The sequence below is a fragment of the Moritella sp. PE36 genome (genome assembly GCF_000170855.1).
Taxonomy (GTDB): Bacteria; Pseudomonadota; Gammaproteobacteria; order Enterobacterales; family Moritellaceae; genus Moritella.
In genome coordinates, this window is sequence record NZ_ABCQ01000001.1 from 130,053 (window position 1) to 147,128 (window position 17,076).

14 protein-coding genes are annotated in these 17,076 nt (G+C 41.7%); 3 read left to right on the plus strand and 11 right to left on the minus strand.

The window, feature by feature from the left end:
* Positions 1 to 22 precede the first annotated feature (22 nt).
* From lpxD to rpsB, 11 genes are all read right to left on the minus strand, one after another.
* The gene (gene lpxD / locus PE36_RS00545; protein WP_006029982.1) at positions 23 to 1,033 is read right to left on the minus strand and encodes a UDP-3-O-(3-hydroxymyristoyl)glucosamine N-acyltransferase; all 1,011 of its coding nucleotides are present in this window, start codon (positions 1,031 to 1,033) and stop codon (positions 23 to 25) included.
* A 108-nt stretch (positions 1,034 to 1,141) separates the two neighbouring features.
* Positions 1,142 to 1,639, minus strand: a complete 498-nt coding sequence (locus PE36_RS00550) for an OmpH family outer membrane protein (RefSeq protein WP_006029983.1) — start codon at positions 1,637 to 1,639, stop codon at positions 1,142 to 1,144.
* 76 nt (positions 1,640 to 1,715) lie between these two features.
* Positions 1,716 to 4,169, minus strand: a complete 2,454-nt coding sequence (bamA, locus tag PE36_RS00555) for an outer membrane protein assembly factor BamA (RefSeq protein WP_006029984.1) — start codon at positions 4,167 to 4,169, stop codon at positions 1,716 to 1,718.
* 36 nt (positions 4,170 to 4,205) lie between these two features.
* Positions 4,206 to 5,561, minus strand: coding sequence for a sigma E protease regulator RseP (gene rseP, locus PE36_RS00560; RefSeq protein ID WP_006029985.1), 1,356 nt, complete (start codon positions 5,559 to 5,561; stop codon positions 4,206 to 4,208).
* Positions 5,558 to 6,754 (minus strand): 1-deoxy-D-xylulose-5-phosphate reductoisomerase, encoded by a 1,197-nt coding sequence (gene ispC, locus PE36_RS00565; protein WP_006029986.1) that lies wholly within the window; start codon positions 6,752 to 6,754, stop codon positions 5,558 to 5,560. Before ispC ends, rseP begins: the two co-directional genes overlap by 4 nt.
* A gap of 12 nt (positions 6,755 to 6,766) precedes the next feature.
* Complete coding sequence (locus tag PE36_RS00570; protein ID WP_006029987.1) at positions 6,767 to 7,663, minus strand: CDP-archaeol synthase; 897 nt, start codon at positions 7,661 to 7,663, stop codon at positions 6,767 to 6,769.
* Between the two features lie 58 nt (positions 7,664 to 7,721).
* Positions 7,722 to 8,492, minus strand: a complete 771-nt coding sequence (gene uppS / locus PE36_RS00575; protein WP_043993547.1) for a polyprenyl diphosphate synthase — start codon at positions 8,490 to 8,492, stop codon at positions 7,722 to 7,724.
* A gap of 69 nt (positions 8,493 to 8,561) precedes the next feature.
* Complete coding sequence (gene frr / locus PE36_RS00580) at positions 8,562 to 9,119, minus strand: ribosome recycling factor (RefSeq protein ID WP_006029989.1); 558 nt, start codon at positions 9,117 to 9,119, stop codon at positions 8,562 to 8,564.
* Positions 9,120 to 9,272: 153 nt separating this feature from the next.
* Complete coding sequence (gene pyrH / locus PE36_RS00585) at positions 9,273 to 10,010, minus strand: UMP kinase (RefSeq protein WP_006029990.1); 738 nt, start codon at positions 10,008 to 10,010, stop codon at positions 9,273 to 9,275.
* 77 nt (positions 10,011 to 10,087) lie between these two features.
* Positions 10,088 to 10,966, minus strand: a complete 879-nt coding sequence (gene tsf / locus PE36_RS00590) for a translation elongation factor Ts (protein WP_006029991.1) — start codon at positions 10,964 to 10,966, stop codon at positions 10,088 to 10,090.
* A gap of 107 nt (positions 10,967 to 11,073) precedes the next feature.
* A complete protein-coding gene (gene rpsB, locus PE36_RS00595; protein ID WP_006029992.1) occupies positions 11,074 to 11,802 on the minus strand; it encodes a 30S ribosomal protein S2 in 729 nt (242 codons plus the stop codon).
* A 481-nt stretch (positions 11,803 to 12,283) separates the two neighbouring features.
* Here rpsB and map point away from each other — a divergent pair, with 481 nt between their 5' ends.
* The 3 genes from map (at position 12,284) to dapD (ending at position 17,017) form a co-directional block, all read left to right on the plus strand.
* Complete coding sequence (gene map, locus PE36_RS00600; RefSeq protein WP_006029993.1) at positions 12,284 to 13,123, plus strand: type I methionyl aminopeptidase; 840 nt, start codon at positions 12,284 to 12,286, stop codon at positions 13,121 to 13,123.
* Between the two features lie 112 nt (positions 13,124 to 13,235).
* Positions 13,236 to 15,851 (plus strand): bifunctional uridylyltransferase/uridylyl-removing protein GlnD, encoded by a 2,616-nt coding sequence (gene glnD, locus PE36_RS00605; protein WP_006029994.1) that lies wholly within the window; start codon positions 13,236 to 13,238, stop codon positions 15,849 to 15,851.
* A gap of 134 nt (positions 15,852 to 15,985) precedes the next feature.
* A complete protein-coding gene (dapD, locus tag PE36_RS00610) occupies positions 15,986 to 17,017 on the plus strand; it encodes a 2,3,4,5-tetrahydropyridine-2,6-dicarboxylate N-succinyltransferase (RefSeq protein WP_006029995.1) in 1,032 nt (343 codons plus the stop codon).
* The last annotated feature ends 59 nt before the right edge of the window (positions 17,018 to 17,076 follow it).

The following is a 17,076-nucleotide window of genomic DNA, read 5'->3' on the forward strand; positions in this document are numbered from 1 at the left end:
TTCCTGTAGCAACGAAGCTTTGTTATTTAGCTTTTTCTAATTTAGATAGTCGTTTATGCATATCATCAATTTTCATTACGCGGGCAGTTTGACGACGCCATTCACGATTGGCTTGTGCCGGAATACCCGATGAATAAAGACCCGCTTTATCAATCGGACGCATTACCATCGACATACCTGTGATATTTACGTTATCAGTTATTTCCATATGACCATTGATAACACAACCACCACCAATCATGCATTGTTTACCTAGTTTTAAGCTTCCTGCTAACAGAGTACCACCTGAGATCGCGGTGTTTTCACCTATTTCTACATTATGCCCGACTTGACATTGATTATCTAAAATCACGCCATCAGCAATAATGGTATTATCTAATGCGCCACGATCGATCGTAGTGCACGCACCAATCTCAACGCGATCACCAATGATAACGCGACCGAGTTGTGGGATCTTGATCCAGCGGCCACCATCATTGGCATAACCAAAACCATCTGCACCGATTACTGTGCCGCTTTGGAACAAGCAATCGCTGCCGATTTCGATATCATGATAAATAGTAACATTTGCCCACAATTTAGTGCTCTGACCAATGCGGCTATTTTTACCAATAAAACAGCCCGCACCAATTATCACGTTATCCGCAAGAGTGACGCCAGTTTCAATAACCGCATTAGCACCAATAGCCACATTATCACCCAGAACCACATCATCAGCAATCACCGCACTCGGGGCGATATCTGTTGCTGGTGCTGGTGTGGTATCAAGTAACTGTGCAACTAAAGCAAAACCAACATAGGGGTTTTTCATGACTAATGCATTGGTATTACATGCGGCAAGATCATCAGGTTTAACAATAACTGCAGACGCTGCAACGGTCGCTAATTGGGCACTGTATTTACTATCACTTAAAAAAGTAATACTACCTGGCTGTGCATTTTGCATCGAATTAATGCCACTAATCTCGATACTGCCATCGCCGTGTAACTCAGCTTGAATTGCCGTTGCTATTTGTTGTAACGTCATTGCCATGTGAAACCTTTCTATTCTATAAAAAATTTTATGCTATTTTACTACATTTTTTTTGCCGTAAAATACATTTTGCCGTAAAATATTGTTACTTAATGTTGTAAAATATTGTTACTTGCTTAATTCTTGTATTATTTTGTCAGAGATATCTAATTTTGGATCGACAAATAACACTGCTTGTTTAGTGAACACAAGATCATAACCTTCACGCTTAGAAACTGTTTCGATCGCGCTTTGTAATAATACTAACAGCTTATTATTTTCTTCTTGACCACGACGCTGCTGATCTTCTTTAAATGCTCTACCTTTTAATTTTAGCTGTGCATCTAACTCTTCTAATTTACGAACCAGTTTAGTTTGTTCTTGTGGGGTCATTAATGCCGCATCACGCTGACGTTTTTCGTTTAATGATACTAACTCTTTTTGTAATTTATTCAGTTCGATAGCACGCGTTTGGAACTCTTCGTTTAAACGTTTACCTATCGCTTCACGTTGTGGTAGTTGTTGTAAGATCTTACCGGCATCAACAACCGCATATCCCGCTGCACTTGCAGTAAATGATGCACCTAGAGTCAGTGCCAATGCCGTTGCTTTAATAAATTTTTTCATTTTAGTCCCTAGTGAGTTTTCAACTTAAAGCGTACTTCCAGTGCTGAAAGTACGCATTTAATCAATATGATTTAGCTTAGAAAGTGGTACCGATATTAAAAGTAAAGACTTCAGTTCGATCACCTTCGTATTCTTTCAATGGCGTGGCCAGTGAGAATACTAACGGCCCCATTGGCGATAACCACTGCAAGCTCACGCCCGCAGAAGCACGTAATCGCGCAGGGTCAGAGTAGTCGCCAAAGTATTTACAGCCGCTAAGACAACTTCCTGCTGGATAATCGCTTGAATTGAATTCAGTATCCCATACCGAACCGGCATCAACAAATACCGTAGTACGTACTAGATTGGCATACTCTTCACTTAAGAAGGGCGTTGGGAAAATAAGTTCCAAACTGGCTGTCGCTAAGGCATTACCACCAACGGAAGAATCAGTCGCTACATAACCTTTATTACCTGGGCTACTAGGATCTATACTTTTCTGGATTCCTTTTGGACTAATGGTATTGCTGTTAAAACCACGCACCGAGTAGAAACCACCAGCATAATAGTTTTCATAAAACGGTAAGATATGATCGCTGCCACCGTCTGTTGTACCATAACCATTACCGTAAGCTACGCGGCCACGCATCAATATTGACCAACGGTGATTGCTTGATAACGGTACATAATATTTGTTATCAAAACTCATCTTAAAATACTGTACATCCGAACCCGGTACCGTCATGGTAAAGTTAGCTTTTTGTTCTGAACCCGATGTCGCAAATACTCCGCGGTTTAAGGTACGGCGGCGCCAAGACGCTGACACATCAAACCCCTGGAATACCACAAAGTTACCATCCGTATCGCGCTGCTTATCATAAATGTTCCAAAAGAGCTCTGTTTGGGCATACGTCGTGGTTTGCGAGATCTTATTCCACTCATAACCTAAGCTAAAACTTAAGGTATTATTTTCGTTGACCGGGAAACCTAAGGTCCCCGATATACCATAAGTACGGTTGTTATAATCGACAATATCCGCTTCTGATGCTTCAAAGTCAGTGAAGTAAACCTTACCGCCGAAGCTCACGCCATCGACCGTAAAGTACGGGTCGGTATAATTTAAGCTGGCGTTTGTCGAGTAGTCATTGGTACTGACACTAATACCCGCTTTGTTACCTGTACCAAAGAAGTTATCCTGTTGAATACCGGCATTTAAACTTAAACCCGACTCTGAACCATAACCAATACCCGCATTAAATGAACCGGCAGGCTGTTCTTTCACTTGCACATTAACGTCAACCACGTCCATATTACCGGGTACTCGTACCGTATTGGTGTTTACAGTTTCAAAGAAACCAAGCTGGTTAAGACGGACTTTAGAACGGTCAATTAAGCGGTTAGATAACCAAGTACCTTCCATTTGACGCATTTCGCGACGTAATACTTCATCTTTAGTGACGTCATTACCGGCAAAGTTAATACGACGTACATAAATTCGTGGACCCGGCTCTACAGCAATAGTGAGGTTAACGGTATGGTCTTCGTCATTGATTTCTGGATAAGTAGATACTTTTGGATAAGCGTAACCAAAACGACTTAAATAACGACTCAGACTTTCTTCCGTTGCCGTGACACTTGCACCACTGTATAACTCACCAGAGTTAAGTGCTAATAAACCGCGTAACTCTTGTTCTTTGTCTAATAGGTCACCCGTTAAGGTAATATTACCCAGCTTATATTGCGCACCTTCATTCACTTTAAGGGTGATATAAATACCTTGTTTATCTGGCGTCATTGATACTTGTGTCGACTCCGTTTTAAAGCGGATATAACCCTTATCAACATAATGACTACGTAGTTTCTCTAAATCACCGGCGAGCAGCTGTTTTTGATACTGCTGATCAGCCATAAAATTCCACCACGGCACAACATCACTCAATTCAAATAATCGCTTCAATTCTGTCGTAGAATAAACTGTGTTACCTAAGATATTAAGTTGTTTAATTTCAGCTGACTTACCTTCAACAAAACTAAATTTAATGTCAATACGGTTACGTGGTAATGGGGTAATAATGGTATTAATTTGCGCACTGTAACGACCCGCGCCATAATAGAATTCTTGCAAACCCTGCTCGACAGAACGAATAATAGTACGATCGATAGGCTCACCAACACGAATACCTGATGAATTAAGGCTTTCTTGTAATTGTTCTTCTGGGATCGCTTCATTACCCACAAACTCAATGCTACTAATAGTCGGTAATTCAGTGACTTTAAAGACGAGCGTCGCACCGTCACGGTACAATTCAATATCATCAAAATTACCTGATGCGTATAGTTTCTTTACGGCTAACGCGGTATCACGGCTACTGACGCTATCGCCTTCTCGCAGTGGAATATTCAATAATGCCGCACCTAGCGTTACACGTTGCAAGCCCTCGACTTGAATATCTTCAACAATGAAGCTATTTGCAGCTGCAGTTGCTGCCGTACTGGTAAATAAGCAAGCACTTGAAAGTAGTACGCCAGCTAAATATTTATTTATTATCATTCTGAGTAAATAATCCCTAAAACAAAATTCAATGACTTATAAACGAGCAAAGTCATTAAATAAGGCAATTCCCGTTAATAGCATAATCATGACTGAACCAATTTTAAATCCGACTTCTTGGATCTTTTCAGATACAGGTCGACCGGTGATCAATTCAAATGTGTAATACACTAGATGGCCACCATCCAGTACAGGCAGTGGCATTAAATTCATTAAGCCTAAATTAATACTAATCAAGGCAAGGAAACCTAAGAAATAAACCAAGCCATAATCAGCACTGGCGCCAGCACTTTTGGCAATAGAAATCGGTCCACTTAAGTTATTCAGCGAAATGTCGCCAGTCACTAAACGGCCAATCATCTTAAATGTCAGCGCTGTAAGCTGCCAAGTTCGCGCAACAGACTGTTGTACCGAATCTAGAATACCATATTGAATATCAACAAGATAATCTTCAGGGTAACTGGCAACAACAGGCGCAACACCTAAATAACCTTTTAATTCGCCATCTGGGCCAGCTTTGCCTGTCGGTATCACATTTAATGCTAACTGTTGACCGTTGCGAAGAACGGTGACCGCCAAGACTTGATCTGGGCTTTGCTGGATTATGGCAACTAATACAGACCAATCATCAATAGGCTGCTGCTCAACAACAATAATTTTATCACCAGCCAATAGACCAGCTTTCTCGCCTGCACTGCCCTTAATGACTTCAGCCAGTTCTAGACTCACGGCTGGTCGATAAGGCGTTAGCCCCATACTACTAATCGGTGATTCACGTTCAGGATCAAATTGCCATTCACGTAAATCAACTTGTCGAGACACGGTATAGTTAGTGTCCTCAAGATATAACTGCATCGCCATCGAAGGCTCGCCCATGTGTTCGATTAATTTAAGGCTAACATCATTCCAATCTTGAACTGCTTGTCCATCAATCGCGGTGATAATCGCTTTGTTGGTCACACCCGCCTCTGCCATAACAGAATGCGGAGCAACCTCACCAATAACCGGTTTTACACTCGGCACGCCGATCATGAACATAAACCAAAACGCCACAATCGCTAACGCGAAGTTTGCTAAAGGCCCTGCGGCAACAATAGCGATCCTCGCGAGCACAGGTTTACCATTAAATGATTGTGATTTTAATTCTTCAGGTACGTCATCAACGCGCGAATCGAGCATCTTAACAAAGCCACCAAGCGGGATCATTGCTATCACATATTCGGTGCCATCTTTACCCGTGCGCATCCATATCGTTTTACCAAAACCAATCGAGAAGCGTAATACTTTAACGCCACAGCGACGCGCTACCCAAAAGTGACCAAATTCGTGTATAGCAACTAAAATGCCCAGTGCAACAATAAATGCACCTAAATTCCATAAAGACGATATCATTTTGCTACTCTGTTTATTGTTTGTTGTACGTTGATTCGCGCCATTGCATCGATATCAACCAATGCATCAATATTATCAGGTTCAGAAACAGTCATCCCATCTAAGACGGTACCGTTTACACGGGCAATATCGGTGAAACCAATCTGCCCAGTTAAAAAAGCGTCTACCGCCATTTCATTTGCTGCATTTAATGTTGTCGTGGCCGCTTGACCTTGATGACAAGCATCAATTGCTAATTTCAAACAAGGGTAACGCGCATAATCAGGTTTCAAGAAGGTCAACTCACCCATTTCGAAAAAATCGAGAGGTTTAACGCCGGAAGGAATACGCTGCGGATAAGCCATAGCATGGGCAATTGGGGTGCACATATTTGGTTCACCCATTTGTGCGACTACCGAACCATCAGTATATTGCACCATAGAGTGGATAACAGACTGAGGATGAATAACAACTTGGATCTGCGCTTCGTCAGCATTAAATAACCACTTAGCTTCAATATATTCTAAACCTTTATTCATCATGGTGGCGGAGTCAACGGAGATCTTCTGACCCATAGACCAGTTAGGATGTGCACAAGCTTGTGCAGGTGTAACCGCAGCTAAATCAGCAATTTTGCTATAACGGAATGGTCCACCAGAACCGGTTAATAAGATCTTACTGACGCCCTCAGCAACCAAATCACAAAAACCAAGGTTAGTTTGTACCGCCAGCGGCATAGCTTGGAAAATAGCATTGTGTTCGCTATCGATCGGTAATAGTTCAGCACCACTGGCTTTTACTTCTTCCATAAATAACGCGCCAGACATCACTAACGCTTCTTTATTGGCAAGCAGAATACGCTTCCCAGCACGAACAGCGGCTAAGGTTGGCATAAGCCCAGCGGCACCAACAATAGCAGCCATCACCATGTCCGTATCATCAAGAGCCGCAACCTGACATAACGCGTCCATGCCAGACAGCACTTCAGTAGAACAGTTAAGTGATTTTAGTTGTTGCGCTAACGCAGCTGCCGCAACGTCATTGAGCATCACTGCATAGCAAGGCTTAAATTCTAAACATTGGGCCAGCATCTCAGTAACATTGCTATTAGCGGTTAAAGCCTGGATCCGAAAGCGCTCAGGATTTTGACGAATAACTGCAAGGGTACTTTTACCAATTGAGCCGGTTGCACCCAGTATCGTTAATCCAATCACAATAACGCTCCTTTAAAAAAATACTAAGTAAATAACAGCAAATACCGGTAATGCAGCCGTTAAGCTATCAATGCGGTCAAGAATACCACCGTGACCAGGTAATAGGGTACCACTGTCTTTTACACCCGCTTCACGTTTGAACATACTCTCGTTAAGATCACCTAATGTTGATGAAATTGACGTGACAAAACACGTGAACAGGATTATGACAAGCTTACTGCTATCAAGTTCCCCTGAAGGTAAAACGGCCATCACAACTGCAGCAATTAGCGCAATAATCATTGATACCACAATACCACCAAAAAAGCCTTCGCGAGTTTTACCTGGGCTCACCTTTGGCGCCAGTTTGTTCTTGCCGAATTTTTTACCGATAAAGTAAGCACCCGAATCAGCGCCCCATACTAAGAACATCACTAGCATTACTAACCATGCACCCGACAGCTGGTCGTGGGCATAATCATAAGAACGTAGTGCTAGCATTGCCCAAAAAAACGGCACCAAGGTCACCAGACCAAGAACAACTTTCACCAAGGTATTTTTAGTCCATACTTTGGCACTGTTTGGATATGTTGCCACTAACGCAGCACAAATTAACCACCACACCGCACCAACGACTAAAATACCACTGACTAACGGTACCAATACTATTTCGCCGTTACTGACGTGCCAGATATTACGCACATCGGGTGGGATAACTAATAATGTTGCACCCAAAATAAGTGAGTAGCCAACGATGAGCGCATTCGGTAATTTACTGTTATTCTTATCGACCAATACCGCCCACTCTTTGGTGGCTAAGATAAACACACCCGCGATTGCAAGCGCGAACCACTGTAAAGGTAACAGAAAGATAGCGGCAAGCGCTAATGGCGCTAAAATTAATGCGGTGGTAATTCGTTGCTTAAGCAAAAGTTGTGCTCCTATTAAAAAACGCCCAGAATTTATCTAAGCGTTTATTTATATGTATTTATTGCTGCTTTATTAAAATAGCTCTGACCTGTTCGCCAGTGCCGCCAAAACGACGTTCTCGATTTACAAAATTAAAAATAGCATCTTCAAAGGCAATATTGTCGAAATCTGGCCATAGGGTGTCAGTGAAATATAATTCCGCATAAGCTAACTGCCACAGCAAAAAGTTACTAATTCGGTGATCGCCACCAGTACGGATCATCAAATCGACGGCTGGCTGTTCTGCCATAGCAATATGTTGCCCCAACATTTTATCATCAATTTGATCTAAGCTTATTTCACCGGTTTTAACCGCGATAGCAATCTGTTTAGCGGCATTTGCTATATCAGATTGACCGCCATAGTTGGCCGCGATATTGAGCGTTAGTTTGGTGTTATTACACGTTAATGCTTCAGCTTCAGCAATCTTGGTTTGAATGGCAGGACTAAATGCAGAAATATCACCAATAATTTTTAGGCGAATTTGATTCTTATGAAGTTTTTTAACTTCTCGCGTTAACACTGTCATGAATAATTTCATTAACATACTAACTTCCGCTTCCGGGCGACGCCAGTTTTCGCTACTAAACGCAAATAACGTTAACGACTCAATCCCGATAGCTAATGCACTACTCACAACTTGACGAACAGACTTAACACCTTCATGGTGGCCCTTAACACGCATTTTGCCACGCTGCTGCGCCCAACGACCATTGCCATCCATGATGATAGCAACGTGCTTAGGTTTAGAGTCATTCACTAAGGTTTCGAGTTCAGTTGAGTTTACCATTACGATCATTATCCATTAAAAATTAAAACGCCGTATCGAAACACGGCGTCTTAAAAAGCGTAAGGTAAATTACACTTCCATTAGGTCTTTTTCTTTGTCTGATAATATAGTATCAATTTGCTTGATACAGGTATCAGTCATTTTTTGGATCTCATCTTGTGCACGGCGATCATCATCTTCACCGATTTCTTTTTCTTTTAGTAGTGCTTTGATATCACCGTTGGCATCACGACGGATGTTACGGATCGCAACACGGCCTTGTTCAGCATCAGCACGCACAACTTTAATTAAGCTCTTACGACGTTCTTCAGTAAGTGCAGGTAATGGAATACGAATATTAGTACCAGCAGACTGTGGGTTAAGACCCAAATCAGACATCATGATTGCTTTTTCTACGGCTTTAACCATTGTTGCATCAAATACAGTAATGCTTAATGTACGTGAATCTTCAGTACCAACGTTACCAACTTGGTTAAGTGGTGTATTAGTACCGTAGTAAGAAACGGTAATACCGTTTAGGATACTTGGGTGTGCACGGCCAGTTCGAACTTTAGATAGTTGACTTTTCAATGCGTCGATACTTTTGCCCATACGGGCCTGAGCGTCATCTTTAATTTCGTTGATCACAACGTCTTCCTTAAATTTGTCGAGCAATGGTCAGCATTGCTTTATCGATGAGAATTTACTTATTTAGTGTAAATCAATTCAATTTAGAGGTCTTGTTATAATCCCCCTAAACTTTAAACTAGTGTATTTATTTACTGAATTTGAGATCCAGTTTTATTTCTTTGCTTGATTTGAAATCAATGTGCCTTCAGCTTCACCCATAATAACACGACGTAAAGCACCTGGTTTAGTCATGTTAAATACACGCATCGGTAAATTATGGTCTCGCGCCATAGTAAATGCAGATAAATCCATGATTTTAAGTTCTTTTTCTACAACTTCACGATAATCAAGAGTAGGATAAAATTCAGCATCAGGGTTTTTCACTGGATCTTCAGAGTATACACCGTCAACTTTTGTTGCTTTCAATACAATGTCAGCTTCAATTTCGATACCACGTAAACACGCAGCAGAATCCGTTGTACAGAATGGGTTACCCGTACCCGCAGCGAAAATTACTACTCGGCCCGTTTTTAACAAGCTAATTGCTTCAGCCCAGTTATAGCTGTCACATACGCCACGTAATTCAATTGCAGACATTAAACGAGCATTCACATAAGCACGGTGAAGTGCATCACGCATTGCTAAGCCATTCATCACAGTTGCTAACATGCCCATGTGATCGCCCACTACACGGTTCATCCCCGCTTCAGCCAGACCTGCACCACGGAATAGGTTTCCGCCACCAATAACCAAACCAACTTGAACACCTAACTCAACAATTTCTTTGATTTCTTGTGCCATGCGATCCAGCACTTTAGGATCAATACCAAAATTCTCGTCTCCCATCAGCGCTTCACCGCTAAGCTTTAATAAAATACGACGATATGCAGGTTTCGGGTTGGTAGTCATAATGATCTCTTTATCCTAATTGTGGAAAAACCGCAGCCTGAGCCGCGGTCTGTATTAAATCTTCAGCAATAATTAAATTATGCTTTTTTCGCTGCTGCTACTGTAGCTGCAACTTCAGCGGCGAAATCATCTTCCGCTTTCTCGATACCTTCACCCACTTCGATGCGGATAAATGTTACAACTTCTGCGCCTTCTTCTTTAAGAAGTTGACCAACAGTTTTTGACGGCTCCATGATGAAAGCTTGACCAGTAAGGCTAACTTCACCAGTGAATTTCTTCATACGGCCAACAACCATTTTTTCAGCGATTTCTTGAGGTTTACCACTGTTGATCGCGATTTCAACTTGAATAGCGCGTTCTTTTTCAACTACAGATGCAGGTACATCTTCAGGTGTAACGAATTCAGGCTTAGCTGCTGCTACGTGCATAGCAATTTTCTTAGCTAATGCTTCATCGCCACCTTTAAGTACAGTAACAACACCGATAGTGCCGCCATGTATGTAAGAAGCCATGTTATCACCTTTAACTATAACTGAACGACGAACATTGATGTTCTCGCCAATTTTAGAAATTAGGTTAGCACGCGCTTCTTCAACTGTTAATTCAGCGTCATATTTAGCAGCTAGTAGTGCTTCAGCAGTGTTAAATTCACCCGCGTGAGCAACGTCAACAACTTGGTTAGCAAATGCTAGGAAGCTTGCATCTTTTGCTACGAAATCTGTTTCTGAGTTGATTTCAACTAGAACAGCAACGCCGTTAGCAATTTTAGTTTTTACAACGCCTTCAGCAGCAATACGGCCTGCTTTTTTAGCCGCTTTTACAGCGCCTGATTTACGCATGTTTTCGATTGCAAGTTCCATATCGCCTTCAGCTTCAACTAAAGCTTTCTTACAATCCATCATACCTGCAGCTGTACGTTCGCGCAGTTCTTTAACCATTGCAGCAGTAATTGCCATGGGTAATTTCCTCAATTTCTTATACAAAAAAAAACAGGAGCCATACGGCTCCTGTTAACTAAATAGTGCACTTAGTTAATAAGAGCATCGATTAAATCGAAAAGCTATTATTTAGCTTCTTCGATGAAGTCGCTTTCAGCTTGTGCAGCGATGTCTTGATTACGGCCTTCATTTACGCATGCAGCTACTGCACCAGCGTAAAGTTTGATAGCACGGATCGCATCATCGTTACCAGGTACAACGAAATCAATGTTGTCTGGGTTTGAGTTAGTATCAACGATAGCTACTACTGGGATACCTAGGTTGTTAGCTTCTTTAATAGCGATGTGCTCATGGTCAGCATCGATTACGAAAAGAACATCAGGTAAACCGCCCATAGTTTTAATACCACCAAGGCTTTTCTCTAGTTTGATCATTTCACGAGTGTTCATTAGAGCTTCTTTCTTAGTAAGTTGCTCGAATGTACCGTCTTGTGCTTGTGCTTCTAGAGTAGTAAGACGTTTGATTGATTGACGAACTGTTTTCCAGTTAGTCAACATTCCGCCTAACCAGCGGTGATCAACGTAGAACTGGTCACATGAAAGTGCAGCTTCTTTGATTGTTTCACCAGCAGCTTTTTTAGTACCAACGAAAAGAACTTTACCTTTTTTGTCAGCAACGTTCTTGATAAAAGCAAGAGCGTCGTTGAATAGAGGAACAGTTTGCTCTAGGTTGATGATATGTACTTTACTACGAGCGCCGAAGATGTATTGCTTCATCTTAGGGTTCCAGTAACGAGTTTGGTGACCGAAATGAACACCGGCTTGTAGCATATCGCGCATTGATACTGTAGACATTTTAAATTCCTTAAATTTGTATGGGGTTAGGCCTCCACACATCCCATTTTTTCGACCTTTATTTCTAACTAAAAGCGAGCAAAAGCAAGCGATTAACAAACAAAATAAAAGCACCCCGACAAATGTGACGATGTGTGTGTGATTTATATAAATTTATGTGTATGAGATTTAGTAAATAACCAGTTACTGACATTTACTAAATTCATTGCGCGCTTTATACCATATTTAGATAAATAGCACAAATTTTGCGGTGCTATTTTTACCGCAAAAATCGAGATGTAACGTAACACGCATTCTTCATTCTAGCGGGTTATAGCAATATTTCTCGTCATAAAATTAATTATGTCTCTGTCTTAAATACCTATAAATAGTAATAACGTGAATAAGCACCCGAGTATCACAGAAAAAATTTATGCTTATCACTCGCATTAGCGTTACAATCATAGCTATAAAACAAAACACCTATATTGAAGAGTGAAAAATGAGCGTAATCATTAAAACTGAAGATCAAATCGAAAAAATGCGCGTTGCAGGCCGTTTAGCTGCACAAGTACTAGAAATGATAGAACCGTTTGTAGTTGCTGGGGTGACCACTCAGGAGTTAAATGATCGTTGCCATGAATTCACTTTAGCAAACGACGCATTATCAGCACCGTTATTTTACCCAAGCTACGATGAAAATGATGATACTGCATTTCCAAAGTCGATCTGCACATCAATTAACAGCGTTGTTTGCCATGGTGTACCAAGTGATCGTCCATTAGTCGATGGCGACATTATTAACTTGGATATTACCGTGATCAAAGATGGCCTACATGGCGATACCTCAAAGATGTTTTTAATTGGAGAAGTGTCACCACGTGATAAGCAATTATGCCGCATTTCACAAGAAGCGTTATACGAAGGTTTACGTCAAGTAAAACCGGGTACACGTTTAAGCCGCATTGGCGAGATCATTGAGAAAAAAATCAAGTCTCACAATAAAGCCAACCCAACACGCAAGTATTCCATCGTAGAAGAGTATTGTGGTCACGGCATTGGTGAAAAATTCCATGAAGAACCACAAGTATTACATTACAAATCACGCTTCAACGAAAGCAACCAGAACCTAGTGCTTAAAGAAGGTATGTGCTTCACGATTGAACCTATGATCAATGCGGGTAAAAAACACAACCACGTTGCCGATGATCACTGGACTGTATTAACCAAAGACAATAAAAATTCAGCACAATGGGAACATACCATCGTTGTCACTAAAGACGGTTGTGAAATTATGACATTACGTGATGAAGAAACAATCCCACGTATCTTGAAAAACTAGCACACGAACCTTAAAAACTAGTCGTAAATAAACGCTATTTTTTATCATAAGTTAATATGGGAACAGCACCCTGCGGTTCCCATTTTTCTATCGAACTCCAGGAAGGCGTCGCATGGATCCAACTCAATATGTTCCCGCATTACTCTCAGATGAAGAGTTAACACTTTGTCATTGTAAATCACACATGCAAGAATTTCAGTCCTGGCTTGAACAACGCTTCTTTGATGGTGATGATATTATTGCGTTAGTATCTTGCCGTGCAGAATACATGGATCAATTACTCAATCGACTTTGGCAAAAATTCAGCCTCTCGACTCATCCGGCATTAGCACTCGTCGCGGTTGGTGGTTATGGTCGTGGCGAATTGCATCCTAAGTCAGACATAGACTTGCTCATCACCACTACATCCGTCTTAACACCAGAGCAAGAGCAAGCAATATCACTCTTTATCACCATGTTATGGGATCTGCGTTTAGAGGTGGGACATAGCGTACGCACCATTGATGAATGCTTAGAGCAAGGGCTAGCGGATATCACGATTGCGACCAACCTCTTAGAGTCGCGCTTGATCACGGGTTCTGAAGACACTTACGCACAATTACAAGATATTATTGATCCTGAGACATTTTGGCCAAGCCAAGATTTTTTCCAAGCCAAACATGAAGAGCAGCTCGCGCGTCATCACCAGTTCAAAGGCTCATCATATAATTTAGAACCCGACCTTAAAAGCAGCCCTGGTGGATTACGCGATTTACAAACTATTTTGTGGATCACCCGTCGCCATTTTGGCTCAAGCAGTTTCTTAGAGTTAACCAATCATGGTTTTTTAACCAAAGGTGAATACCACGAGCTGGAAGATTGCCAGAATTTCTTATGGCGAGTGCGCTTTGCGCTGCACCTTGGTTTAAAACGCTGTGATAACCGCCTGCTTTTCGACAGACAAACAACAGTCGCAAAAGCACTCGGTTATAGCGGTGAAGGCAATCAAGCTGTTGAAACCATGATGAAGCAGTTCTACCAAACAATTCGTCGAGTCACCGAACTCAATGAAATGCTGTTACAGCTATTTAACCAAGCGATCCTCGGACACGTGGGGATGGATGTGCGAAATATCACCGCGGACTTTCAGCTTCGCGGCAGCTTAATTGATACCACCAGCACCGATCTATTTACTAGGCGTCCCAGTGCCATTATTGAGTTGTTTTATCATATTGCCGATAACGAACATATCACGGGTATTTATGCCGGTACTATACGTGAATTACGCGATGCAAGACGCAAGCTAACGATGTGGTTAGAAGATATTCCCGAATGTCGTGAACAATTTATGCAGCTACTTAAACACCCCCATGCGAGTGGTTTAGCACTTACCTTAATGCATAAGTATGGTGTCATCGCCGCCTATATACCGCAGTGGAGTCGCATTCTCGGGCAGATGCAGTTTGATTTATTCCACAACTATACTGTTGATGAACACACCCATCGTTTAGTCAAAATCATTGATTCCTTTAAACGCGACGAAACCAAAGTAACTCACCCATTATGCTGTGAGATATACCCGCGTTTAGAAAAACCAGAATTATTACTCATCGCGGCTATTTTCCATGATATCGGTAAAGGCCAAAAAGGTAATCACTCCGAAATCGGGGCCATAGACGCACGTGCATTCTGTAAGAAGCACGGGATCAACAAGGCTGACCGAAAAATGGTCTCCCGATTGGTCAAATACCATTTATTAATGTCGGTCACCGCGCAACGCCGTGATATTCATGATCCCGAGATCATTACCGAATTTGCCCGTACAATTGGTGATCAAGAACATTTAAACTACCTCTACTGCCTCACTGTTGCGGATATTTGTGCCACTAATGATAGCTTATGGAATAATTGGAAAGGTTCACTGATACGTGAATTGTACTTCTTAACTCAGCAAGCTTTACGCCGCGGTTTAGAAAACCCGCTGGATGCTAAATTCAGGATCCGCAATAATAAAGATACTGCGCTGGCCTTTTTAGAAAACAGCCGCTTTAGTCTCGAGCAGATCCAAGCATTGTGGAGCACATTCCGTTCTGAATACTTTTTGCGTAATGATCCGAGTCAGATCTGTTGGCATACCACAGGTATCCTCAATCATGAGGACCCGACACTGCCTTTGGTGCTAATCAGTCAAAATAGTACCCGCGGTGGTAATGAAGTGTTTATCTATGCCAAAGACAATAAGCATTTGTTCGCTTCGGCCGTCTCTACCTTAGGTAATAAAAACTTAAACATTCATGATGCGAAAATCACCTCAAGCCGTAATGGTTATGTACTCGATAGTTTCGTGATCTTGGATCAAACCGGTGATTTCCTCGCCCCGGATCGTGTTTATGCATTGCAAGCAGCATTAGAGGCGGTGTTAAAGACGGGTGAAGCGCCGATATTAAGAAAACAGCGTATCCCACGACAAATTAAACCGTTCTCGGTAAAAACCCAAGTGACGTTTTTAGCCACCAAGAAAAAACGTACCTTTGTCGAGATCATCACCTTAGATACCCCAGGATTACTGGCCCGGATCAGTGCTATTTTGAGCTCAGAAAATATTGTGCTGCATAATGCCAAAATTTCAACGATTGGTGAACGTGCAGAAGATTTCTTTATTATTTCGGGTAATAACAATCAACCGTTATCACCAGAACAGCAAGCAGAATTACGCCATAATCTGATCACCGAATTGGCAGATAATTAGTTGCGCTGAAAATAACAATGACAATTTTCTTTGAAACAACAAAGACAAATGTGATAGAACTAACAGTAATATATAAAAATCTGGCGTGATGTATGAATATCACGCCCTTAATTCTAAATGGAGATTTTTCAGCTATGGCCACTTTCTCACTCGCTTTCGGTAGTGCTACTAAAAACACTGCAGGTAAAATTATCGAAGCTTTTTTCCCGAATCCGCTGCTAAACCCAAGTGATAAACTGGTTGCCGATATTAGCGAAGTCGTTAATTATCAAGGCCAGAATAAAGTTATTGAAGTAACGCCTGCACAAGCAGCGCAACTTGCAACAGCATTCACCGCAAATGATGATGCAGCTAATGCTAAATTTGCAACGGCAGCAGCAAACAGTAAGCAACCGCTAGTGCTTGTTGTGCTTGCAACTGACGAAAAACCAGCATCTGTTGCAGAAGGTTATCTAAAGCTACAACTGATTTCACACCGCCTAGTTAAGCCGCACTGCACTGTACTTGACGGTATCTTTGGTCTATTACATAACATCGCATGGACTAACCAAGGTCCGATTGATTTACCCGAGCTTGCTGAGCGTCAAATTGCAGCACGTCTTGCCGGTGAAGTATTAACAGTAAGCAGTGTTGATAAGTTCCCTAAAATGACGGATTACGTGGTACCAACAGGTGTACGTATCGCACACACTGCACGTGTACGTTTAGGCGCTCACGTTGGTGAAGGCACAACGATCATGCATGAAGGCTTTGTTAACTTTAATGCTGGTACAGAAGGTGTGAGCATGGTTGAAGGCCGTATCTCTGCCGGTGTTATGGTTGGTAACGGTTCTGACATCGGTGGCGGCGCTTCTATCATGGGTACATTAAGTGGCGGTGGCCAATTAGTTATTTCTATGGGTGAAAACTGCTTACTTGGCGCCAACGCTGGTTTAGGTATTCCACTGGGTAACCGTTGTACTATCGAGTCTGGTCTATACATTACTGCAGGGTCTAAAGTACAAATATTAGATGCGAGTAATCAAGCGGTTGAAATTGTTAAAGCACGTGATTTAGCGGGTAAAGATGACTTGTTATTCCGTCGTAATTCAATCTCAGGCACGATTGAATGTTTAACCAATAAATCAGCGGTTGAACTAAACGCAGAACTACACTCAAACAACTAGTTTACTTTTATATAATAGCGATTAGTTTTGTGTAAATAACTATCCGCTTTATATAAATA

Bases quoted from the DNA above. Each gene is read 5' to 3' on its own strand.
- dapD (WP_006029995.1), top strand. From the start codon at position 15,986: ATGGCCACTTTCTCACTCGCTTTCGGTAGTGCTACTAAAAACACTGCA.
- bamA (WP_006029984.1), bottom strand. From the start codon at position 4,169: ATGATAATAAATAAATATTTAGCTGGCGTACTACTTTCAAGTGCTTGC.
- rpsB (WP_006029992.1), bottom strand. From the start codon at position 11,802: ATGTCTACAGTATCAATGCGCGATATGCTACAAGCCGGTGTTCATTTC.
- lpxD (WP_006029982.1), bottom strand. From the start codon at position 1,033: ATGGCAATGACGTTACAACAAATAGCAACGGCAATTCAAGCTGAGTTA.
- uppS (WP_043993547.1), bottom strand. From the start codon at position 8,492: ATGGTAAACTCAACTGAACTCGAAACCTTAGTGAATGACTCTAAACCT.
- map (WP_006029993.1), top strand. From the start codon at position 12,284: ATGAGCGTAATCATTAAAACTGAAGATCAAATCGAAAAAATGCGCGTT.
- pyrH (WP_006029990.1), bottom strand. From the start codon at position 10,010: ATGACTACCAACCCGAAACCTGCATATCGTCGTATTTTATTAAAGCTT.
- rseP (WP_006029985.1), bottom strand. From the start codon at position 5,561: ATGATATCGTCTTTATGGAATTTAGGTGCATTTATTGTTGCACTGGGC.
- glnD (WP_006029994.1), top strand. From the start codon at position 13,236: ATGGATCCAACTCAATATGTTCCCGCATTACTCTCAGATGAAGAGTTA.
- PE36_RS00550 (WP_006029983.1), bottom strand. From the start codon at position 1,639: ATGAAAAAATTTATTAAAGCAACGGCATTGGCACTGACTCTAGGTGCA.
- tsf (WP_006029991.1), bottom strand. From the start codon at position 10,966: ATGGCAATTACTGCTGCAATGGTTAAAGAACTGCGCGAACGTACAGCT.